Here is a 21,633-nt window from a genome sequence, read left to right on the forward strand (position 1 = left end):
CACGACGACGGCGCCCGGCCGCCCCTCGGGGTGGCCGGGCGGCGTCGCGCCGGTCAGGGTGCGCGGCCCACGGCCCAGCGGAACGCGTTCGCCAGGCGGTAGCCCCCGCCCGAGGCGCGGAACGGCGCCGCGGCGGCGAGGACGGTCGGCGCGAGCTCGGCCATCGTGCGCTCGTCCTCCCCGAGCAGGACGCCGCGGACCAGGCCGTCGTCGTCGGGCACGGTCCAGGGGACGTCGACGACCCCCGCCGCCACGACCTCGAGGCCGCCGCCGGCGAGCGCGGACTCGAGCCCGCCCGGTGCCCGCAGCGGGCCGTCGGGCGGCACGTCCTCCTCGTAGGCCTCCGCGACGGCGCGCTCGACGACGTCGAGGTCGTTGCGCGCGCCCTCGGCCCAGCAGGCGAGGCCGACCCGGCCGCCGGGAGCGAGCACCCGGGCGACCTCGGCCAGCGCGTCGTCGACGTGGTCGGCGAACTGCAGCGAGTTGACCGCGAGGACCGCGTCGAACGCGTCGTCGTCGAACGGCAGGTGCTCGACGTCCCCGCCCCGGACGGTCGCCCCGGGGTGCTGCTCGCGCGCCCGCCGCGTCATCGCCGGGGCGGGGTCGACGCCCGAGGCCACCGCTCCCGCCCGCACCAGGTGCCCGACCAGCTCGCCGGTGCCGCACCCGACGTCGAGGACGCGCGTGCCCGTCGTCACCTGCGCGGCCGCCAGCAGCGGCGGCCACACGGGTGACGCGAGCGAGCCCCACAGCTCGGCCCACGCGTCGGCGACCGCCGACCAGCGCTCTCCGCCGCCGCCGTCCATGTCGCTCCTCCGCCGCGTCCCCGCCGCGTCCCCGCGGCGGCTCAGCGCTTGCGGCGCTGCGCCGACGTCCAGTCGCGCATGCGCTGCGGGTAGCCGGTGAACCGCACGTTGTAGACGGGGACCCCGAGCGACCGCGCCACCTCGAAGCCCGTGCGCTCGTCCGGGACGCGGCGACGCGTCCACTCCCCCGTCGTCGCCACCAGCAGGACCGTCGTCGGGGTCTGCGCGTTCGGCGGCTCCACGTAGGCCTCCACGCCCACCCGGGTGCGCACGAACTCCTGCAGGTGCGCGAGCGTCGCGTCCCTCGACGCCGACGACGTCGGTGCACCCGGGGCCGGCGACGACGACCTGCCCAGCAGGCGTCCCAGCGAGGTCTTGAGCGACATGGCGCGAGACTACCGCCGACGTCGGCCTCATGGTCAGGAGAGCGTCGGGAGGCCGGCCGGAGGTGTCCTGGAGGTCATGCGGCGGTCAGGTGTACCCAGCGTCACACCAACCCGGACCCCCGAACGATTGGGGCGACCCCCGTGGAGGTGACAAGATGGCAGGCAGTGACCAGAACGCGGCAACCCCAGATGTCGCGAGCCGGCAAACCGGCTCGCCACGGCACGTCGCCTGACCCACTGATCGAAGGAGACTCCACAGGTCATGTCTGAGAACGTGCAGCTCCCTGCACTCGGCGAGTCCGTCACCGAGGGCACCGTCACCCGATGGCTCAAGGCCGTCGGCGACACCGTCGCCGTCGACGAGCCCCTGCTGGAGGTCTCGACCGACAAGGTCGACACGGAGATCCCCTCGCCGGTCGCCGGCGTGCTCGAGCAGATCCTCGTCGAGGAGGACGAGACCGTCGAGGTCGGCGCCACCCTCGCCGTCGTCGGCGACGGCTCCGGTGCCGGTGGTGGCGACGCCGCCCCGGCCGCCGAGGCCCCCGCCGCCGAGCCCGAGGCCCCCGCCGCCGAGCCCGAGGCACCCGCCGAGCCCGAGCAGCCGGCCGAGCCCGCCCCGGCCGCCGAGGCCCCCGCTCCCGCCGCCGAGGCCCCTGCTGCCGAGGCGCCCGCCGCCGGTGGCGGCGAGGGCACCGAGGTGACGCTGCCCGCCCTGGGCGAGTCCGTCACCGAGGGCACCGTGACCCGCTGGCTCAAGGCCGTCGGCGACTCGGTCGAGGTCGACGAGCCGCTGCTCGAGGTCTCGACCGACAAGGTCGACACCGAGATCCCGTCCCCCGTGGCCGGCACCGTGCAGCAGCTCCTCGTCGAGGAGGACGCGACCGTCGAGGTCGGCGCCGTCCTGGCGATCGTCGGCTCCGGCGCCGCCCCGGCCGCCGAGAAGCCGGCCGAGCCCACCCCGGCCAAGGCCCCCGAGCCGGTCGGTGCGCCCTCGAAGCCCGAGGAGCCCGCCCCCGCTCCCGAGCAGCCGGCCGAAACGAAGCCGGCCGCCGAGGAGAAGCCTGCTCCGGCCCAGGCCCCCGCTGCACCGGCCCCGGCTCCTGCAGCCCCGGCCGCTGCGCCCGCGGCGGGCAAGGGCTCCTACCTCACGCCGCTGGTGCGCAAGCTGGCCGCGGAGAAGGGCGTGGACGTCTCGACCCTCCAGGGCACGGGCGTCGGCGGTCGCATCCGCAAGGAGGACGTGCTCGCCGCGGCCGAGAAGGCCGCCGCACCGGCTCCCGCCGCGCAGGCCGCGCCTGCCGCGGCCCCGGCCGCCAAGGCTCCGGCCGCGCTGCCCGTCTCCCCGCTGCGCGGCACCACGGAGAAGATGTCGCGCCTGCGCAAGATCGTCGCCGAGCGCATGGTCGAGGCCCTGCACACGCAGGCCCAGCTCACGACCGTGGTCGAGGTGGACGTCACCAAGGTCGCCAAGCTGCGCGCGAAGGCCAAGGAGTCGTTCAAGGCCCGCGAGGGTGCGAACCTCACCTTCCTGCCGTTCTACACGCTGGCCGCGGTCGAGGCGCTCAAGGCGTACCCGAAGATCAACGCGTCGATCGACCAGGACAAGGGCGAGATCACCTACCACCCCGCGGAGAACGTCGGCATCGCCGTCGACACCGAGCGCGGCCTGGTGGTCCCGGTCATCAAGAACGCCGGCGACCTCAACCTGGCGGGCGTCGCCCGGCAGATCGGCGACCTGGGCGCTCGCACGCGGGCGAACAAGGTCGGCCCGGACGAGCTGTCCGGCGCCACGTTCACGATCACGAACACCGGCTCGGGCGGCGCGCTCATCGACACGCCGATCGTTCCCGGCGGTCAGGTCGCGATCCTCGGCACCGGCACGATCACCAAGAAGCCGGCCGTCGTGACGGGCCCGGACGGCGAGGAGACCATCGCCATCCGCCAGTTCGCCTACCTGTTCCTCTCCTACGACCACCGCCTGGTCGACGGTGCGGACGCCGCGCGCTTCCTCACCGCCATCAAGGCACGCATCGAGGAGGGCGCGTTCGAGGCCGAGGTCGGTCTCTGACCTCGCCCCGTCCCTGACCGACGAAGGGCGTCCCGGCCGCGGCCGGGACGCCCTTCGTCGTCCTGCGTCCCCTCAGGAGACCTCGGCGACCCGCCAGCCGTCGGCGGTCCAGGCGAGCCGCAACGTCGCGGTGCGCACGTCGGTCGCGGGGACGGCGGTCACGGTGCCGTCCGCAGCCACCTGCTCGTGCGCGGTCACGGCGTACCGGACCTCGACGTCCGCCCCTCGGCCGGTCGCACCTTCTGCCGCACCGTCCGCCGCACCGCCAGCAGCGCCGTCGTCCTGCTCCACGTCCGATCCCCCGTCGCCCGTCCCGGCCGGGCGCGCGTCCTCGACCCTCGCCTCCGCGCCGCGCACGCGGGTGCCGGCCTGCGCGGCGTCCTCGAGCAGCGCGGCGTCGGCCTCGTGCGCCGGCGATCCGGGCACGTCCACGAGCGCCAGCCCCGCGGGGTCGGTGATCTCGCCGGCGAGCAGCGCGACCCTCCGCCGGGTGAGCTCGGCGGCCGCAGCCCCGGGGTCGGCGCGGTCGTGCGTCGGGTCCTGCGTCGCGCCGTGGGACCTGTCCGGCGGCGACGACGCGTCCCTCCCCGGGTCGGTCTCCGGTCGCCCCACGTCTCCTCCGGCGCTCTCCCCCGCGCTCTCGACCACCTCGCCCACCCGGGCGGCGCCACTCGGCGCCGCACCGGGGCCCGGCATGTCGCCGGCGTCGTGCACCTGGAGCGCGACCGCCGCCAGGACCACCACGACCGCGGCCGCTCCCACGACGCCGAGCACCCGCCGGGGGACGCCGCCGGCCCGGGGAGCCGACGTCCGGCGGGACGACCGGCTCGGCGTCCGACCGACCCGCCGGCCGTCGGCGCGCCGGACCGCCCGGCGCCGCGCCGGAGAGACCGCCCCGCGCCCGGCCTCCGGTGCCGTCCCGGGCGCGGTCGGACGCCGGCCGAGCGAGGCCGCCGCGAGCGCGGCGGGCTCGGGCAGGCGCACGGGCTCGGCGGGCACCGCGGCGTCGGCCTGGGCCGCGAGGGTGCCCGCCTCGGGCCGGACGTGCGGGTCCGGTGCCGACGCCGGGGCCAGGACGGCCCGCAGCGCCGTCGCGTCGTCGTCGCGGCGGTCGCCGAGCAGCTCGGCGACGAGGGTCGCCAGCGCGTGCACGTCCGCCGCCTCGGCGTCCACGGGGTCGACGTCGACCTGCCCGGCCCCGACGCCCGCGGCATCGTCCCGGTCCGCGTCAGCCCGCGGGCGCAGGAGCGCGTTCCCGCCGGGGTCGAGCACGACGTCCTGCGCGCGGACGCTCCCCTGCCGGAGCCCGGCGCTGTGCAGCGCGGCGAGCCCGCGCGCGACGGCGACGAGCACCCCCGCCGCCTCCCGCGACGTCAGGCGGCCGCGGACGGCGAGCACCGTCGGCAGGTCCGTCGCCCCGCCACCGCGCCGCAGCAGGAGCGCACCGTCGTCGCGCACCTCCCCCGCGAGCACGGGCTCCACGCACGGGTGGCGCAGCGTCGTGAGGGTGCGCACCCGCCCCAGGAGGGCGTCTCGCGCGCCGGCGTCGGTCGGGATCGTCAGCGTCTGGGTCGGCACGGAGCCATCGAACACCCTCGCGGCGGCCCCGCGTCGCCGTCATCCACAGGCGCCGTCAGAGGGCGACGCGACGACCCTCGCGCGCGGACACCCGGGCGGCGTCGAGCACCTCGGCGGTGCGGACGGCGTCGGCCGGGTCGACGGGTGCGGGCTCGTCCCCGCGCAGCCACGGCCCCAGCGCGCGGTAGAAGTCCGCGTGCCCGCCCGGCGCCGCCGGGACGGCCCGCCGGTCGCGGCCTCGCGTGATCCAGCCGACCGACCCGTCGGGCGCGTCGTCGTCCAGCACCTCGAGGGGCGAGGCGTCCTGCTCGAAGGTGGTCACCAGGTAGGCGCCGGCCGACCCGAGCACGCGGGTGCGCGGCCCGGGGGCGCCGACGACGGACCCCGCCCAGAGCCGCGACACGACCCCGAGCGGGCTCGCCGCCCTACCGCCGCCGGCCTCGTGCTGGAGCACCAGGAAGACGTCGTCCTCGGTGGGGGTGGTGAGCTTGCGGGTCTGCGCCCAGACGGACTCCACCTTGCCGAACAGCTGCGTCGCCGAGTCGACCAGGTGCGGGCCCAGGTCGAGCAGGAGGCCGCCGCCCACCGGGTCGTTCTCCTTCCAGCGCTGCCGCGGGACGGGGCGCCAGCGCTCCCAACGCCGCTCGAACGTGTGCACGTCACCCAGCTCGCCGTCGTCCAGCAGGCGCGCGAGGGTGAGCTGCTCCGGGTCCCAGCGCCGGTTCTGGAACACGGTGAAGGGTGTGCCGGTGGCGGCCGCCTCCTCCACGACCGCGCGGGCCTGGTGCGCGTCGAGGCCGATCGGCTTGTCGAGCACGAACGGGATCTCGGCACGGGCGAGGGCGGCGGCGTGCTCGGCGTGCAGGGTGGTGGGGCTCGCCAGCACGACGAGGTCGTAGGAGCGGCGCGCGGCGATCACCTGGTCGAGGTCCGGCAGCAGGCGGGCGCCCGGCCAGTCCCCCGCCGCCTGGTTGCGTCGGCCGGGGTCGCGCGTCACGACCGCCGTCACCCGCAGCCCCGCCTCCGCCGCGAGCCGGGCGTGGATCTCCCGGCCCGCCCCGCCGTACCCGACGATCGCCAGGCGCAGCGGCGGGGCCGCCGTTCGCTCGTCGGTCGCGCCCGTCGCTGGTGCCTCGTCCGTGACCATGTCACCCATCGTGCCCGACGCCGTCCGGGACGCCCGCGCACCGCACCGGCGCGCCACCACGCGCGGGCACGACGGCGGGCACGACGATCTGTCGGTCGCCGGCCGGTTGTGGGCATCGGGCACCTCGCCTACACCGGGAGAAGGACCCGCGCGGGCGGGGGGCACCGGTGTCGAGACCGGTGTCGAGACCGGTGTCGAGACCGGAGTCGAGACCGGAGTCGAGCGGAGGGAGCCACGACATGGCGACGCGACTGAACCAGCCAGGCCTGGAGCAGGCCCGCGCCCTGGTACGCGAGGGCAAGGTGGTGCGCGACGAGCGCGACGACTGGAGCGAGCACGCCCCGGGCACCGACGCGGAGAACCGCTTCCTCGACCGCGAGGGCTGGACCGAGTTCCGGCACTGGCACCTCGGCGTGGACGACGACGAGAACCCCGAGACGAAGCAGGCGGTGTCGTTCCCCTACGGCGACCTGGCGAAGGTCCACCGGTGCGCGGTGGTGTCGCTGGAGAGCCGGGCCGGCCAGTACGACCACGACGACATCCGCGACGCGGCCCGCGCCCTCCTGGAGCTCATCGACTCGACGGGGTGACGGCGCGCTCGGGGGCGCGCTGCCCGCGGCCCAGCCGCGACGGCCACCAGACGCGGTCCCCGACGTCGTGCACGAGCGCCGGCACGAGCAGGCTGCGCACCACCAGCGTGTCGACGAGCACGCCGAACGCGACGATGACGGCGAGCTGGGCGAGGAACAGCAGCGGGATGACGCCCAGGGCCGCGAACGTCGCGGCGAGCACCACGCCCGCCGAGGTGATGACCGAGCCTGTGACCGCCAGCCCGCGCAGCACCCCGCGGCGTGTTCCCACCTGGAGGCTCTCCTCGCGCACGCGCGTCATGAGGAAGATCGAGTAGTCCACCCCGAGCGCCACGAGGAAGCAGAAGGCGTACAGCGGCACGGCCGGGTCGGCGCCCGGGAAGTCGAGCACGTGGTTGAACACGACGGCCGAGACGCCGAGCGCGAACCCGAACGACAGCACGTTCGCGGCCATGAGCAGCACGGCGGCCAGCACCGACCGGAGCAGGAGCACGAGGATCAGGAGGATCACGCCGAGCACCACCGGCACGATCACGCGCAGGTCGTGCTGGCCCGCGAGCTGCGTGTCGAGCCGCTCGGCGGCCGCGCCGCCCACCAGCGCGTCCGGGCTGACGTCGTGCACCGCGGTGCGCAGGTCGGCCACCGCCTCGACCGCCGCCTGGCTGTCGGACGGCGCCTCCGTGGTGACGTCGACGCGCACCTGCCCGTCGACGACGAGCGGGTCGCCCTCGGCCGGCATCCCCGGTGCGGTGGCCGGCTGGTCGGTGACGACGGTCGCCGCCGTGATCCCGTCGGAACCCTCGGCCGCCTCCACGACGGCGTCGGCGTCGGCCTCGGGCGCGATGACGATCGCCGGCTGCGCGGACACCCCCTCGAAGTGACGGGTGAGGGCTTCCTCGCCGTCGACCGAGTCGACCTGCGTGAGGAACACCTCCGAGTCGCCCGTGCCGTTGGCGTCCAGCGTGGGCACGAACGCGGCGCCGGCCGCGAGGACGACGGCGGTCACGGCCCACACCACGCGGTCGTGCCGCCCGACGAAGCCGGCGACGCGCGACCAGACGCCGTGCCCGGCGACGTCCACGTGCGTGTCGTCGGCGTCCGCAGCGCTCGCGGTGCTCGCGGCGGCCGGGGCGTCCGAGGTCGGGTCGACGGGCTCCGGGGCGTCGGGCGCGTCGGAGTGCCGGCCGAGCGCGTGCGGCACACGGGGCCAGAAGACCCACCGCGCCCGGCGCCCGCCGACGAGCAGCATGGCGGGCAGGAGCGTCATCGCCGACAGGAACGCGGCGACGATGCCGATCGCGGCGACCGGCCCCAGGCTGCGGTTCGAGGACAGGTCGGACAGCAGGAGGCACAGCAGCCCGACGATCACCGTGCCCGCGCTGGCCGCGATCGGCTCGATCGAGGCCCGGACCGCGCGGCGCATCGCGGTGTACGGGGAGGCGGTGGCCCGCAGCTCCTCGCGGTACCGCGCCACCAGGAGCAGGGCGTAGTCCACGGAGGCACCCACGACGAGGATCGACAGGATCCCCTGCGACTGGCCGTTCAGCGTCAGGACGTCGTTCGCGGCGAGGTGGTAGACGACCAGCCCCGCGAGGCACAGGGCCAGCACCGCCGTGAAGATCACGACGAACGGTAGGACGGGCGAGCGGTAGACGAGCGCGAGGATCACCAGGACCGCGCCGAGCGCCACGAGCAGCAGCACGGTGTCGATCGCGCCGAACGCGCTCACCAGGTCCGCGACGAAGCCCGCGGGACCCGTGACCCAGGCGTCGAGGCCGGTCCCGGCGAGGCCGCCGTCGGAGGCGTCCGCGGCGACCAGCGCCCGGAGGGCCGACACCGCGAGCTCGGAACCGCTCGTCTCGTCGGTACCGAGGTCCTCGGAGGCCTGGGCGGCGTCGAGCGAGACGACGACGAGCGCGGCCTGCCCGTCCTCGGACGGCACCACGACCGGGTCGGCGACGCTCAGGTCGCCCACGGTGCGCGGCTCGTCGCCGGAGGTCCCCTCGAGCGGGGCGTCGGCGATCGAGTCGGCGAAGGCCTGGACGTCGGCGAGCTGCTCGCGCGTCAGCTCGGACCCGTCCGAGGTCTCGGCGACGACCAGGGCGGGAAGCGTCTCGGAGTCGGTGAACTCCTCGGCGAGCTCCGCGGCCTGCGTGGACTCGGCGCTCGCGGGCAGGAACGCCGCGTCGTCGTTGGTCTGGACGCTGCTCAGGCTGCCCTGTGCCTGGCCGCCGAGCGCGCCGATCGCGAGCCACACACCGATCGCTGCCAGAATGACGAGGCCCCGCAGCAGACCTCGACCCCGATTGCCCCGCGGGCTATTGCTCAGCATGCTGAGTATTCTGGGTGCGACCCTGGGAGGACGCAAGTGCAGCACGCCGACGCGCACGGCACCGATCCCCACGCCTGGCCCGACGCCGTCGACCCCACCAGCGACGACCCGGGCGACTGGCCGACCGGACGCCTGCTCTTCACCGTCGTTCGCCGCATCGAGCACGACTGGAATGCGCACCTCGCGGGCTGGGACCTCAACCACGCGGGCTTCCCCGTGCTGCTGCACCTGTTCGCCGGGCCGCGGACGCAGCGCGAGCTCGCCTCGCTCAACGGCGTCACCGAGCAGACGATGAGCCGCGTCGTCGCGCGGCTCGAGCGCGCCGGGTACGTCACCCGCGGCGACGACCCCCGCGACCGGCGCCGTCGCGTCGTCACGGTCACCGACGCCGGGCGCCGCGCGGCCGCCCAGGCCGGCCGGCTCCAGCCCGCGGAGGACCTCACCGCGCGAGGCCTCGGCGACGACGACGTCGCGCGCCTGCGTGAGATCCTCGTCACCCTCGTCCGCGCGCAGCGCGACGCCGACGACTGACCGTGCGTAGGAGGGCTAGCCTCGGCCGGGTGGACGTGATGACGCTGCCCGGACTGACCGACTACCACGAGGCGTGGGAGCTCCAGCGCCGCGTGCACGCCGACGTCGTCGCCGGCGACCGCCCCGACACGCTGATCGTCGTGGAGCACCCCGACGTCTACACGGCCGGGCGGCGCACGCACCGCGACGAGCGACCCACCGACGGCACCCCCGTCGTCGACGTCGACCGGGGCGGCAAGATCACGTGGCACGGCCCCGGCCAGCAGGTGGTCTACCCGATCCTGCGCCTCGCCGAGCCCATCGACGTCGTCGCCTACGTGCGCGCGCTCGAGGAGGCCGTCATGGAGGTCTGCGCCGGCTTCGGCCTCGCGACGATCCGGGTCGAGGACCGCACCGGGGTCTGGTTCGCCGCGGACGGCGACAGGCTCGAGCGCAAGGTCTGCGCCATCGGGGTGCGCACCGCCAAGGGCGTGACGATGCACGGCATCGCCCTCAACTGCGACGCCGACCTGAGCCGGTTCGACAGCATCGTGCCGTGCGGCATCACGGACGCCGACGTCACCTCGCTGTCGATCGAGGCCGGTCGCCGCGTCACCCTCGACGACGTCCGCGCCCCGCTCCTCGACGCCCTGGCCCGCCATCTCGGCCCCCTGCGGGCGGCGCCCACGCCGACGGTCACCGCAGCGGGTGTTGCTGAGGTCACGTCCACACGGTGAGCAGGTCGCGGCGCCACGACGCGGCGCTCCCGTAGTCTGACCAGGTCCGGCGGTCAGGGTCCGCACAGGCTCCGCCCGCCCGACGTCCACCTGCTCGACGACGACCGGGAGACACCCGTGACGATCGCACCCGAGGGCCGCCGCATGCTGCGCATCGAGGCCCGGAACGCCGCCACCCCCATCGAGAAGAAGCCCGAGTGGATCAAGACGAAGGCCACGATGGGCCCCGAGTACCGGGAGCTCAAGGGCCTGGTCAAGGGCGAGGGCCTGCACACGGTGTGCGAGGAGGCGGGCTGTCCCAACATCTTCGAGTGCTGGGAGGACCGCGAGGCCACGTTCCTCATCGGCGGTGACCAGTGCACCCGCCGCTGCGACTTCTGCCAGATCGACACGGGCAAGCCGGCCGACTTCGACGCCGACGAGCCTCGCCGCGTCGCCGAGTCCGTGCGGACCATGGGCCTGAAGTACTCGACGATCACCGGTGTCGCGCGCGACGACCTGGCCGACGGCGGCGCCTGGCTGTACGCGGAGACCGTGCGCCAGATCCACGCGCTCAACCCCGGCACGGGCGTCGAGCTGCTCATCCCCGACTTCAACGCCATCCCCGAGCTGCTCGACGTCGTCAACGAGTCGCGGCCCGAGGTCATGGCGCACAACGTCGAGACGGTGCCGCGCATCTTCAAGCAGATCCGCCCCGCGTTCCGCTACGAGCGCTCGCTGTCCGTGCTCACCCGGGCGCGCGAGGCCGGCCTGGTCACCAAGTCGAACCTCATCCTCGGCATGGGCGAGACGATCGACGAGGCCCGCGACGCGCTGCAGGACCTGCACGACGCCGGCTGCGACCTCGTGACGATCACGCAGTACCTGCGCCCGTCGCTGCGTCACCACCCGGTGGACCGCTGGGTGCGCCCGGAGGAGTTCGTCGAGCTCTCCGAGGCGGCCGAGGAGATGGGCTTCCTGGGCGTCATGGCCGGGCCGCTGGTGCGTTCGTCGTACCGCGCGGGCCGCCTGTGGGGCCAGGCGATGACGCGCCGCGGCCTGCCCATCCCGGCGTCGCTGTCGCACCTCGCGGAGCCGACGACCTCGCGCCAGGAGGCCGCGAGCCTGCTTGCGCCGCGAGCCCACTAGACTTGACGACCATGGCCCGCACCAAGTCCGACGCCGGCGCGCCCGCTGACGCCACCGGCAAGCAGAAGAAGCCCAAGAAGCAGCGCTGGTACCACCAGGTGTGGGCCGCGTACCAGATGACGCGCAAGCAGGACCCCACGGTGACGTGGCTGATCCTCGGCGTGTTCGTCGGGATCCTCGCGGTGATCGCCGCGATCGTGCTGCTGCTCGACCTGCCCACCGGCTTCCAGATCCTGTACATCGTCGTCCTCGGCGTCCCGTTCGCGGCGCTCGGCGCGATGTTCGTCCTGACACGCAAGGCCGAGAAGGCCGCGTACACGCAGATCGAGGGCCAGCCCGGGGCCGCCCGCGCCGCCCTCGGCACCGTCCGCGGCGGGTGGGAGTTCGCGGACGAGCCGGTCGCGATCAACCCGCGCACCCAGGACTTCGTGTTCCGCGGCGTCGGCCGCCCGGGCGTCGTCCTCGTCTCCGAGGGCCCGTCGCACCGGGTGCAGCGCCTCCTCGAGGACGAGCGTCGCAAGACGGCGCGCGTGCTGCCGAACGTGCCGATCACCCTCATCCAGGTCGGCAACGAGGAGGGGCAGGTCCCGCTCCCCAAGGTCGCCAAGAAGGTGCAGAAGCTCAAGCGCACCCTCACCAAGCCCGAGGCCGACCAGGTCAAGAAGCGGCTCAAGGCGCTCGGCGGTGCCCGTCTGCCGATCCCCAAGGGCGTCGACCCGATGAAGGCGCGCCCGGACCGTAAGGGTCTGCGGGGCCGCTGAGCCAGCCCGAACACCGGCAGGGGCCGGGTCGCCGCGCGCGACCCGGCCCCTTCGCCGTCGTCGTCAGCGCCGTACGAGGCCCGTGCCGGCGGCGCGGTCGTGCAGGCCTCGGCCGTCGCGGTCCCACACGACGGCGGGGATCACGAGGCACAGCAGCAGCGTGCGGACCGCGCCGCGGGCGAACCCGGGGGCGACGTCGGGGGCGCCGAGGGTGCGCACCTGCATGCCCAGCAGCCGGTGGCCGATCGTGAAGCCGACGGTGCTCACCAGCAGCAGGTTCTCGAGGGCGAAGACGCTGAGCGTCACCCAGGAGTTGAGCTCCGCGAAGGACGCCGGGCTCGTCACCAGGTAGGCGATCAGCGTCGCCACCGCCCAGTCGACGACGAGGGCCACGGCCCGGCGCCCGAGCCGGGCGAGCGAGCCGGGTCCGGTCTCGGGGAGGCCGAGCCCTCCGGCGGGTCCGGCGTCCTCCCGGCGTCCGCCCTCGAGCCACGAACCCATGTCCTCCCGCGATGCCATGCGTCAAGGCTACGCGGCGCTCCGGGCGCGACCGCCGTAACGTGTTCGAAACAATGGCGCCATGCCGGAGAAACGCCGCCGCCCTACGGTCGTGGTCGTCGAGCGGTGAGCACGAGCCCGCCGCACCCGTCCTTCGGAACCGTCCGGCGGCCACGACCGAACGGCACCATCCAGGCAAGGAGTGCATGCATGTTCACGAACGCCGAGGAGGCCATCGCCTTCACCCGTCGCGAGGGGGTGGAGTTCATCGACGTCCGCTTCATCGACCTGCCGGGCGTGATGCAGCACTTCAACATCCCCGTCGGACAGTTCGACGAGTCCTCCTTCACCGAGGGCCTCATGTTCGACGGCTCGTCGATCCGCGGCTTCCAGGCGATCCACGAGTCCGACATGAAGCTCGTGCCGGACGTCACCACGGCCTACCTGGACCCGTTCCGCAAGCGCAAGACGCTCATCGTCAACTTCTCCATCGTGGACCCGTTCACGGACGAGCCGTACGCCCGCGACCCGCGCACGATCGCCGCCAAGGCCGAGGCGTACCTGAAGTCGACCGGCATCGCGGACACGGCGTTCTTCGCCCCCGAGGCCGAGTTCTACGTCTTCGACGACGTCCGCTTCTCGACGAACCAGCACGAGAGCTTCTACAGCCTGGACTCCGTCGAGGCCGCCTGGAACACGGGGCGCGAGGAGGAGGGCGGCAACCTCGGGTACAAGACCCGCTACAAGGGCGGCTACTTCCCCGTCTCCCCCAACGACCAGTTCGCCGACCTGCGCGACGAGATCTGCGCCGTGCTCGCCGAGGTCGGGCTGGACGTCGAGCGCGCGCACCACGAGGTGGGCACCGCCGGCCAGCAGGAGATCAACTACAAGTTCAACACGCTGATGCACTCGGCCGACGACCTGATGAAGTTCAAGTACGTCGTCAAGAACGTCGCGTGGCAGCACGGCAAGTCGGTCACCTTCATGCCGAAGCCGATCTTCGGCGACAACGGCTCGGGCATGCACTCGCACCAGTCGCTGTGGCTGAACGGCGAGCCGCTGTTCTACGACGAGAAGGGCTACGGCGGCCTGTCCGACACGGCCCGCTGGTACATCGGCGGCCTCCTCAAGCACGCGCCGTCGCTGCTGGCCTTCACCAACCCGTCGGTGAACTCCTACCGCCGCCTGGTGCCCGGCTACGAGGCCCCGGTCAACCTGGTCTACTCGGCCCGCAACCGCTCCGCGTGCATCCGCATCCCGGTGACCGGCTCCTCGCCGAAGGCCAAGCGCGTCGAGTTCCGCGTGCCGGACCCGACGGCCAACCCGTACCTCGCGTTCGCCGCGCAGCTCCTCGCGGGCATCGACGGCATCAAGAACCGCATCGAGCCGCCGGCGCCGATCGACAAGGACCTGTACGAGCTGCCCCCCGAGGAGCACGCGCAGATCGCCCAGGTGCCCGCGTCCCTCGAGGAGGCCCTCGACAACCTCGAGCGCGACCACGAGTTCCTCACGCAGGGCGACGTCTTCTCCGAGGACCTCATCGCCACCTGGATCGACTACAAGCGCAGCAACGAGATCGACCCGATCCGCCTGCGCCCGCACCCCCACGAGTTCGAGCTCTACTACGACATCTGAGTCGTAGCCCCAGGTCAGAGCGTTTTCCTGGCCCAGGTGGACATACGGGTGGACATATCCGCCTCAGCGAACGCCCTCACGACGCCCGAACCGAATTCTCGGAATCGGCCGTCGTGAGGGCGTTCTGCACTGCCTGCCGAGCCCGCTCTACGCCCTCGGCCGTCGCCGTGGTGTAGACCCCCAGCGTCAGACCCGACGACTCGTGACCGGTCACGGTGTCGATGACCTTCAACGGCACCCCGGCGTCGCCCAGGATCGTGGTGTAGGTCTTCCGCAGGCTGTGCGCCGTGACCCTCCCCGGCAGCCCCGCGCGCTCAGCGAGCGCACGTACAGCTCGCGCCATGACCGACTCGTGCACAGGCGCGGGGCCGTACCGCCCGGAGAGCAGCAGCCCTACCGTCCGCTCGCCGCGCTCGGTCCCCCGCTCCACCCAGGGCAGGGTCACCTCGTGGGGCGAGCGCTGCGCGGTGAGGATTGCAAGCGTTTCCGCCACGGCAGGCGCGAGGGGCACCGTCCGTAGCCCGGCCTCGGTCTTGGGCGGACACAGATAGAAGCCTCCCCCGGCACGCCGCTGGAGCTGGTGCGTCACCTCTAGGCGGGTCGGCTGCGGGTAATCGAGCTCATCGACCGAGAGGCCGACGAGCTCGCCGCCCCGCAGCCCCGTGCCGACGGCCAGCCGGATGAACGCCCAGACGTCCAGGCGCCCCTCGTCGCGCGCGAGGTCGGCAAGATGCAGCGCCTCGGTCGCGCTCGGCACGTGCTCATCCTGGCGGCGCGTCTGCGCGCGGCTCAGTCGGACCCGGCTCACGCGGGCGAACGGGCTCAGGTCTCGCCAGCCATCGGCCACGACGGCGCTGAAGAGGGCACGCACCTGGGAATCAACCTTCCCCTGGGTGCTGGGGGCCAGGTCCGTCTGCTCCAGGCGGCGCATGAAGCCCATAGCGTCGCGGTGCGTCACCTCGTCCACCCGTAGATGGCCTAGCCCTGGGTAGACGTGAAGCCGTAGTGTCGCGGCGACGTCGGCCGCCGTGAGCGGGCCGTGCCGCAGCTCTGTGCGCCAGGATTCCCCGAACGCCTCAACCGTCGGCGCACGCCCCCGCCGACGGCCGTTGTCGGCCTTGGCGACGTCGGCCCGCAGCTCGGCCTGGACGCGGCGTGCCTCCCGCAGCCCGACGACGCGGCGCTGGATGTAGGCGCGCGTGGAGGGGTTGTAGACCCGGACCCGGTAGCGCCCGTTGCCCTCGTCGGAGACGCCCGGAGGCAGACTGCCCGCGCTCATGCCAGTTCCTTCCTCAGGACGGCGGCCAGCTCGGCGGCGACCGCTCGCGCCTCGCGCGCCCTCTCTCGTTGTGCCGACAGATCCATTTCCGGGTCGGCCTCGGCGTAGCGGTCCAGCGCCTCGGACAGGCGCCCCTCGGCCTTGCCCAATCGCTCGGCGTCATCGATGAGACTCCCTCGGCATGCCAGCACCTCCCGGTCGGCGGCCTGGACATCGAAGAGCAGACCAGCTTCACCCCCAGGTGCCAGTAGTACGTCCACGTCAACCTGGAGCACGTCGGCCAGGTGGACGAGTTCTCGTGCCGTGAGCTCACGAGCTCCCGTCTCGACCCGGTGCATCTGCTGTTGAGCGAACGTCTGCCCCAGCCGGTCAGCCAGGCGCCGCGCAACGAACCGCTGGCTGAGCTCCTTACTCTCGCGCGCCAGCCGTACGCGCCGCCCCATGGCCACGACCTCAGGCGGGATGCGTTTCGTCGTCGGTCGTTCTTCATCGTCTCTAGTAGTCACGTGTCAGAGTATTGATCCTCCCCAGGCGTTGACGCAACATCCGTCACGTGTCAACGATGGCCGCAGGTAACAACACATGGCCATCATGCACACAACCTGGAGGCGTTTTGAGCACCACAACCCCAGTGCGCACCTACTACTGGATCGAAGAGCTTGCCGACGAGCTGGGCATCCCCCTGGCGACGTTGCGCCACTGGCGACGCCTGGGCGAGGGCGGTCCCAAGTCGTTCCTGATCGGCCGCCGCGTGGCCTACGACCGTTCCGACGTCACGCGCTGGATCAGGGCACAGCGCGACGGTGGCCGTCGATGAGGCATGAGGAAGCCCCCGGCGCGCGAACGCCGGGGGCCGAAGACCAGAACGTCACCCGCCGAGGCAGCCGGACTAGTCGTGTCCAGGCTACCGAGGCGACCCGGCCGCGCACAGCCCTGGAGGAAGCGATCCTGCGCCCTGGCGGCGCGCGGGCGTGCCCCTACTGCGGGGCGCGGCCCGAGGCCATGAACCGCGCCGACCGCCGACTGGCCGCCCGCCAGGGCATCGCCAGCGCGGCGGGCGTCTACAGGCACGCACGGGGCTGCACGGCGGCGCACAGCGGCCCTGACGCCTACGGGCCGCCGACCGGGCCGCGCCGGGCTGGGGGTGCGTCGTGAACCTTCCCCGCATCAAGCGAGACGAGCCCGAGCACTACGACCCCGACGGCATCGACGGGCCGCGCGCGGGTGGCATGCAGCGCATCACCCTGGAGCGTTCCGTGCGCGCGGTGTGCCTCGGCTGCGGCCTCGTCACCGACAACACCGGGGGCGCCGCGAGCCACGCCCGGTCCACGCGCCACGCCGTGCGCGTGGCCTACTCCACGACGTTCGTGTTCGCGCCCGCCGAGCGTCTGACCCAGATTCTCGGAGGTGCGTCAGGATGACCGCGAGCGAGGCCACATCGGCGACGGCCACGGGTCCCCGGCCCCCCGTCCTGGACGTCGCCCTGGAGCTCAACGCGGCCGGATTCTCCACCGTGCCCATCCGTGCGGACGGGTCAAAAGCCCCGGCCGTGAAGTGGACCGAGCGCCAAGACCACCTGCCGACTGAGGCCGAGGTGCGCGCCGACCACGCGGACCCGGCGCGCGGGCTAGGCATCGTCAGCGGGGCGGTGTCTGGGTACTGCGAGCTGCTGGAGTTCGAGGGCCGCGTCATGGACCGGCTGGCCCACGTCGTCGCCGCCATGCACGACGCCGAGCTGGCCGAGGTGTGGGAGCGGATCGTGGTCGGCTGGTCGGAGCTGTCGCCCTCGGGCGGCATGCATCTGCGCTACCGCCTGGCCGACGGCGAGGTGGCGCCCAACTACCGCATCGCTCAGCGCCCAGCGACGCCTGCCGAGCTGGCCGAGCACGTCGCCCAGGAACGTGACCGGATCGGCCGGGCGGGCTGGGACCAGGACAAGACCCGCCGGGCGCTCGGGCACCTGGAGACGCTGACCGTCCACGACGTACCCAAGGTGCTCGCCGAGACGCGCGGGGAGGGCGGATACGCGGTCGCCTGGCCATCGAACGGGACGTGCCACCCGTCCGGGGGGTCGTGGGACCGGATGGCCGGAGGCCCCGACACCATCGCCACCATCACGGCCGCCGAGCGGGCAGGCCTGCACCGGGTCGTGCACGACGTCCTGGACGAGACGGTTCCCCGTGAGCCTGGACCGCCGCGCGGCGGCCCGCCGCCGACCGCCTCGGGCGCGACGCTCTCGACGCGGCCCGGCGACGACTTCAACGCCCGGACGTCCTGGCCGGACGTTCTCGAGCCCTACGGGTGGCAGGCGTGCGGGCAGACGCCGGGCGGGGCGCTGTGGACGCGGCCGGGCAAGCAGCCTGCCGAGGGGCACAGCGCCATCGTGAACGGCGCGACGGACCGGCTGAAGGTGTTCTCCACCTCGGTGGCCGAGCTGCCCACCGACGGCACCCTGGACCGGTTCGCGGTCTATGCGCACTACGAGCACGGCGGCGACTTTGGGGCCGCCGCGTCGGCGCTGCGGGCGGCGGGCTACGGCAGCTCGGACGACGAGCTGCTGGCCAACCTCAGCGTGACCGACGACGCCCCGGCCGCCAAGCTCGACACCGACCGGGAGCGCGAGCACGTAGACGACGCCCCCGCGCCGCTGGCGCTCGCCGACGCGGAGGCTGTGTTCCGGCGCTGGCTCGGATCGACGTTCGACCTGGACGCCCTGCGGGCGGCGCTGGCCGTCGTGGCCGTCGAACGGATGGACGGCGATCCCGTCTGGCTGCTGGTGCTGTCCGGCTCGGGCAACGCCAAGACCGAGGTTGTCTCATCCACCACGGGGGCGGGCGCGCACGTCGTGTCCACGCTGTCCGGCGAGGCGGCCCTGTTGTCCGGCACTCAGAAGCGCGACAGGTCCAAGGACGCCACCGGCGGGCTGCTCCGCGCGATGGGGGCGCGCGGCGTCCTGGCACTCAAGGACATGACGTCGATCTTGTCGATGCACCGGGAGAAGCGCGGCGAGGTGCTCGCCGCGATGCGCGAGATAGCCGACGGCCGATGGGTGCGCCCCGTGGGGGCCAGCGGCGGCGAGGAACTGGGGTGGGAGGGCCGCATCGCCGTCATCGGCGCGGTGACCTCGGCGTGGGACGAGCACTATTCCGTCATCGCCCAGATGGGCGACAGGTTCGCCATCGTGCGCGTGGACTCCAGCGAGGCAACCCAGAGGATCGACGCCGGGATGTCCGCGCTCGACGGGCTCGGGGGCGAGACGACCATGCGCGCCGAGCTGGCCGCCGCGTTCGGCGGCGCCATCGCGGGGGCGACGACCAGCACGCCCCCCACCCTCACCCGCGACGAGCAGCTCAAGATTCTCTCTGCAGCCGACCTCGTGACCCGCGCCCGCACACATGTCAGCACCGATGGGCGCGGCGATCCCGTCTCAGCGAGCGCGCCCGAGTCGCCCACGAGGTTCGCCAAGCAGGTGGCCCAGATCGTGCGGGGCGCCATCGCCATCGGCATGGGGCGCACCGAGGCGCTGCGCCTCGGCCTACGGGTGGCGCGGGACTCCATGCCCCCGCAGCGCCTCGCCGTCCTGGAGGCCATGGCCCGCACCGGGGGGCCGATGTCCACGGTAGAGCTGAGCAGGCAGCTCAACTTGCCGCAGACGTCCGTGCGCCGCGAGTGCGAGAAAGCCCAGATGCTCCGACTGGTCTACCTCGTCGCCGACCCCAACGTGCGGCACGACCCGCTGAGCTTCACCCCGAAAGAGGCCAAGGTCTACGAGCTGCTGCCCAGCATCGACCCAACAGTGCTCGCCCCCGCCCACGACTCTGGCGGCCCGCCATGACCGGCCACACCCCGCGCCCCCAAACCGGAGGTGTCGGGAACACCCCTTACGCAGCTCGCGCGCGAGCGCCCCTTATTTCTCCCCTACGCAACCAGACAGACCCGGTGTCGGCGCGACCTGCGCAAACGTCGGCACCGACAGAGAGACCAGGTGCCGTCAGCCCCGCTCAACCTCACGACTCGAATGGAGCTCCACGAATGGAAATCGGACCCCCGACCAACCTGACCGAATACGTGCAGGCCTGGCTCACCGAGGCAACCGACTGGCCGCTGTGGGACCTGGAGGACGCAGCCCGCATCGCGGGCTACGACCCCGCAGACCTCCCCGGCGTGCTGAACACCCTCATCGGCGACGGCCTCGCCCACGCCCACCTCCAAGCGACCGGCCTGGACGCAGGCACGGTCTTCGCCGGCCCCCGGCATGCCTGGATGAACCTCGGGCTCACCTGGATTGACGACTCGAATGCCCTGCCGTGCTGGGTGCCCGTGGTGTTCAACATCGGTGCGTCATGCTCCAACCCCGCCGACGGCTGCATGATCCCTGCGGCACCTGCCATTTCTGAGGGTCTGCTGGGAGAATCCTCGGGGAGCAGGAAGGGCGGTGCGCGATGAGCGCTACGCGATGGGGAGCACGACGGCGGGCGCTGGTGAAGCTGGCGCCGTACCTCAACGACGACGACGTTGAGGCCGCCGCGCGAGCGCTGGCGGCCGAGGCTGGCCTGGAGGTCACCACCGTGATGGAGCTGCACGAGCTGGACGGCGACGAGGACGTAGAGGGCGAAGCTCCCAACCTGTCGGCCGATCCCGGCCAGCCCTCCCACGTCGGCGCCTCCGCCGCTGACGACGACCTCGCCGACGACCCGATGGAGCTGGGCGCCCCCGCCGTCGCCTACGTCGCCGACGACGACGCCCTGACCGAGCGCGACGAGGTGGACAAGCAGGCCCAAGCCGAGCGCCGCCGCGCGTTGCTGGCCGAGACCGACGAGCTGCTGGCCAGGGGGCGCCAGTGGGACGAGCTGACGGCAGGCAAGGAGACCGGACGATGAACGACCACACCACCCCCGACGAGCGGGCCGCGCTCGCGCGCGGCGTGCACGACCACCTGCCCGAGGATCGGCGCGTGCAGGTCCGCCAGGACGACCTGGAACGCCTCGCGGAAGGGCTGCCCGACCAGTTCACGGCCGACGAGACGGCCGCCGCACTGCTGCGCTGGACGGCGCCGGACACCATCGCTGACGTGCCCTGGACCACCAGCCGGGCAGGCTTCGACGCCGTGGTGGCCGCCCGCGCCCGGCGAGACGAAACGCGCGGGGTGTTTGAGGCCTACAGCCCGCGTTCCAGGATCGTGACAGGCATCGCCATGCCCTCGTTCGCTATGTCCGAGCACCGGGGCCACACCGTCACGCACACCGGCCAGATGGACGTGGTGTCCCTGGACGTGGCCGACGTCCCGGTGCACTGGGCACACGAGGTCGGGGTGCGCTGCGGCGCCCTCGTCGGCATCGAACGCCGCGACGAGGGGCTCAAAGTCTGGCTGGCGCTGAGCGAGGGCGAGCTGGAGGACCGTGCCCTGGCCCTGGTGGACCTCGGCCGGGTCGGGCTCAGCGCCGGATTCACCGCCATGATGACCACGCCGCGCGTCGGCGCCATCGTCGGCCAGCGACGCGCCCAGGGCATGCGGCTGGGCGAGGTGAGCCTGACCGAGACCCCGGCGTTCGGACTGGACGAGACCGGCGTCAAGCGCGTCGCGGAGGTGCCCCGGTTCGCCTCCGAGGCCTTGCGCCGCGAGCGCCGCGACGAGCACGAGGTGCGCGCCCTGGAGGCTGGGGTGCGCGCACAGGGTGGGGCGGCCAGCCGGGTGCAGACGAGGGTCTACCCGTCCGCACGGATTACCGTCCGGTAGGCCCTTAGACCACGGTGGCCCCGGCTGGGTCAATCCCACCTGGCGGCGGCGAGTCGGCCAGGGTCACCGTGCCCCACCCCCTCGTCGTGGAGCACCACCCCCACCTCAGCCACGAGGGCACCCCCCTGCCTGACAGCAGAAACCCCCCCACCCCTGAGCAAAGGGACCCCCGGCCTACAGGCCCCCCGCCTGCGCTACGCCCCGGCCCCTGCGGCGCCCCGCAGCCCCACCATGCCCAGGGGTGGCGGGGCCAGGGCTCCAGGCCCGCACAGACGCGCCGCGTGCACGTCGTGGTCAGGGCTGAGCAGCAGCACGACCAGCAGCCGGGCGAGGGCCACGCCACCAGGCCCGACGAGACCGAGGGTCACGGGCTCAGCCGCAGCGCCGAGCACGAGGCCGAGCACGAGGTGGTCACGACCATGAGCGTGGTCGTGCTGAGCA

At 73.5% G+C, this 21,633-nt stretch carries 22 protein-coding genes; 13 read left to right on the forward strand and 9 right to left on the reverse strand.

The genetic code is table 11. The features are described from left to right. Positions 1-53: 53 nt before the first annotated feature. Entirely contained in the window at positions 54-806 is a 753-nt protein-coding gene (locus tag ABZ493_RS02050) for a class I SAM-dependent methyltransferase (protein ID WP_430580515.1), read from the reverse strand. Between the two features lie 41 nt (positions 807-847). Continuing rightward, complete coding sequence (locus ABZ493_RS02055; RefSeq protein WP_430580516.1) at positions 848-1,192, reverse strand: oxidoreductase; 345 nt, start codon at positions 1,190-1,192, stop codon at positions 848-850. Positions 1,193-1,454: 262 nt separating this feature from the next. Here ABZ493_RS02055 and sucB point away from each other — a divergent pair, with 262 nt between their 5' ends. Beyond that, positions 1,455-3,260, forward strand: coding sequence for a 2-oxoglutarate dehydrogenase, E2 component, dihydrolipoamide succinyltransferase (sucB, locus tag ABZ493_RS02060; protein ID WP_430580517.1), 1,806 nt, complete (start codon positions 1,455-1,457; stop codon positions 3,258-3,260). Positions 3,261-3,332: 72 nt separating this feature from the next. Here the strand turns inward: sucB and ABZ493_RS02065 are convergent, their stop codons facing one another. Beyond that, positions 3,333-4,838, reverse strand: a complete 1,506-nt coding sequence (locus ABZ493_RS02065) for a hypothetical protein (RefSeq protein WP_430580518.1) — start codon at positions 4,836-4,838, stop codon at positions 3,333-3,335. Positions 4,839-4,893: 55 nt separating this feature from the next. Beyond that, positions 4,894-5,985: a Gfo/Idh/MocA family oxidoreductase gene (locus tag ABZ493_RS02070; protein ID WP_430580519.1), complete on the reverse strand. Its 1,092-nt coding sequence runs from the start codon at positions 5,983-5,985 to the stop codon at positions 4,894-4,896. Between the two features lie 239 nt (positions 5,986-6,224). Here ABZ493_RS02070 and ABZ493_RS02075 point away from each other — a divergent pair, with 239 nt between their 5' ends. After that, a complete protein-coding gene (locus ABZ493_RS02075; RefSeq protein WP_430580520.1) occupies positions 6,225-6,575 on the forward strand; it encodes a hypothetical protein in 351 nt (116 codons plus the stop codon). Here ABZ493_RS02075 and ABZ493_RS02080 read toward each other — a convergent pair. Further along, complete coding sequence (locus tag ABZ493_RS02080) at positions 6,556-8,907, reverse strand: MMPL family transporter (RefSeq protein WP_430580521.1); 2,352 nt, start codon at positions 8,905-8,907, stop codon at positions 6,556-6,558. The two genes, ABZ493_RS02075 and ABZ493_RS02080, sit on opposite strands and share 20 nt — an antisense overlap. A 36-nt stretch (positions 8,908-8,943) precedes the next feature. Here ABZ493_RS02080 and ABZ493_RS02085 point away from each other — a divergent pair, with 36 nt between their 5' ends. From ABZ493_RS02085 to ABZ493_RS02100, 4 genes are all read left to right on the forward strand, one after another. Then, complete coding sequence (locus ABZ493_RS02085; RefSeq protein WP_430580522.1) at positions 8,944-9,438, forward strand: helix-turn-helix domain-containing protein; 495 nt, start codon at positions 8,944-8,946, stop codon at positions 9,436-9,438. 2 nt (positions 9,439-9,440) lie between these two features. Next, the gene (lipB, locus tag ABZ493_RS02090) at positions 9,441-10,154 is read left to right on the forward strand and encodes a lipoyl(octanoyl) transferase LipB (RefSeq protein WP_430580523.1); all 714 of its coding nucleotides are present in this window, start codon (positions 9,441-9,443) and stop codon (positions 10,152-10,154) included. 117 nt (positions 10,155-10,271) lie between these two features. After that, positions 10,272-11,282 carry a lipoyl synthase gene (lipA, locus tag ABZ493_RS02095; protein ID WP_430580524.1) on the forward strand — a complete coding sequence of 337 codons (1,011 nt, stop codon included), beginning with the start codon at positions 10,272-10,274 and terminating at the stop codon, positions 11,280-11,282. Positions 11,283-11,293: 11 nt separating this feature from the next. Next, positions 11,294-12,043 (forward strand): DUF4191 domain-containing protein, encoded by a 750-nt coding sequence (locus ABZ493_RS02100; RefSeq protein WP_430580525.1) that lies wholly within the window; start codon positions 11,294-11,296, stop codon positions 12,041-12,043. A 63-nt stretch (positions 12,044-12,106) separates the two neighbouring features. On the opposite strand, the gene ABZ493_RS02105 is transcribed toward ABZ493_RS02100, so the two are convergent. Continuing rightward, positions 12,107-12,562, reverse strand: coding sequence for an RDD family protein (locus ABZ493_RS02105; RefSeq protein ID WP_430580526.1), 456 nt, complete (start codon positions 12,560-12,562; stop codon positions 12,107-12,109). Between the two features lie 189 nt (positions 12,563-12,751). Between ABZ493_RS02105 and glnA the strand changes: the two genes are divergently transcribed. Continuing rightward, the gene (glnA, locus tag ABZ493_RS02110) at positions 12,752-14,176 is read left to right on the forward strand and encodes a type I glutamate--ammonia ligase (RefSeq protein ID WP_430580527.1); all 1,425 of its coding nucleotides are present in this window, start codon (positions 12,752-12,754) and stop codon (positions 14,174-14,176) included. A gap of 76 nt (positions 14,177-14,252) precedes the next feature. On the opposite strand, the gene ABZ493_RS02115 is transcribed toward glnA, so the two are convergent. Both ABZ493_RS02115 and ABZ493_RS02120 read right to left on the reverse strand, forming a co-directional pair. Continuing rightward, positions 14,253-15,455, reverse strand: a complete 1,203-nt coding sequence (locus tag ABZ493_RS02115; protein ID WP_430580528.1) for a tyrosine-type recombinase/integrase — start codon at positions 15,453-15,455, stop codon at positions 14,253-14,255. Then, positions 15,452-15,961, reverse strand: a complete 510-nt coding sequence (locus ABZ493_RS02120; protein ID WP_430580529.1) for a helix-turn-helix transcriptional regulator — start codon at positions 15,959-15,961, stop codon at positions 15,452-15,454. Before ABZ493_RS02120 ends, ABZ493_RS02115 begins: the two co-directional genes overlap by 4 nt. 125 nt (positions 15,962-16,086) lie before the next feature. Here ABZ493_RS02120 and ABZ493_RS02125 point away from each other — a divergent pair, with 125 nt between their 5' ends. The 6 genes from ABZ493_RS02125 to ABZ493_RS02150 all read left to right on the forward strand — a co-directional run bounded on the left by ABZ493_RS02125 (position 16,087) and on the right by ABZ493_RS02150 (position 21,192). Continuing rightward, positions 16,087-16,272 carry a helix-turn-helix domain-containing protein gene (locus ABZ493_RS02125; RefSeq protein ID WP_430580530.1) on the forward strand — a complete coding sequence of 62 codons (186 nt, stop codon included), beginning with the start codon at positions 16,087-16,089 and terminating at the stop codon, positions 16,270-16,272. A 334-nt stretch (positions 16,273-16,606) separates the two neighbouring features. Then, a complete protein-coding gene (locus ABZ493_RS02130) occupies positions 16,607-16,876 on the forward strand; it encodes a hypothetical protein (RefSeq protein WP_430580531.1) in 270 nt (89 codons plus the stop codon). Further along, positions 16,873-19,290, forward strand: coding sequence for a bifunctional DNA primase/polymerase (locus ABZ493_RS02135; RefSeq protein ID WP_430580532.1), 2,418 nt, complete (start codon positions 16,873-16,875; stop codon positions 19,288-19,290). The genes ABZ493_RS02130 and ABZ493_RS02135 overlap by 4 nt, the downstream gene beginning before the upstream one ends. Before the next feature lie 197 nt (positions 19,291-19,487). Next, entirely contained in the window at positions 19,488-19,901 is a 414-nt protein-coding gene (locus tag ABZ493_RS02140) for a hypothetical protein (RefSeq protein ID WP_430580533.1), read from the forward strand. Then, positions 19,898-20,335, forward strand: a complete 438-nt coding sequence (locus tag ABZ493_RS02145) for a hypothetical protein (RefSeq protein ID WP_430580534.1) — start codon at positions 19,898-19,900, stop codon at positions 20,333-20,335. Before ABZ493_RS02140 ends, ABZ493_RS02145 begins: the two co-directional genes overlap by 4 nt. Then, positions 20,332-21,192: a hypothetical protein gene (locus ABZ493_RS02150; RefSeq protein ID WP_430580535.1), complete on the forward strand. Its 861-nt coding sequence runs from the start codon at positions 20,332-20,334 to the stop codon at positions 21,190-21,192. The genes ABZ493_RS02145 and ABZ493_RS02150 overlap by 4 nt, the downstream gene beginning before the upstream one ends. A 194-nt stretch (positions 21,193-21,386) precedes the next feature. On the opposite strand, the gene ABZ493_RS02155 is transcribed toward ABZ493_RS02150, so the two are convergent. Beyond that, entirely contained in the window at positions 21,387-21,560 is a 174-nt protein-coding gene (locus ABZ493_RS02155) for a hypothetical protein (RefSeq protein ID WP_430580536.1), read from the reverse strand. Positions 21,561-21,633 lie beyond the last annotated feature (73 nt).

It is taken from the genome of Isoptericola sp. NPDC019482 (assembly GCF_040632295.1).
Classification (GTDB): domain Bacteria; phylum Actinomycetota; class Actinomycetes; order Actinomycetales; family Cellulomonadaceae; genus Isoptericola.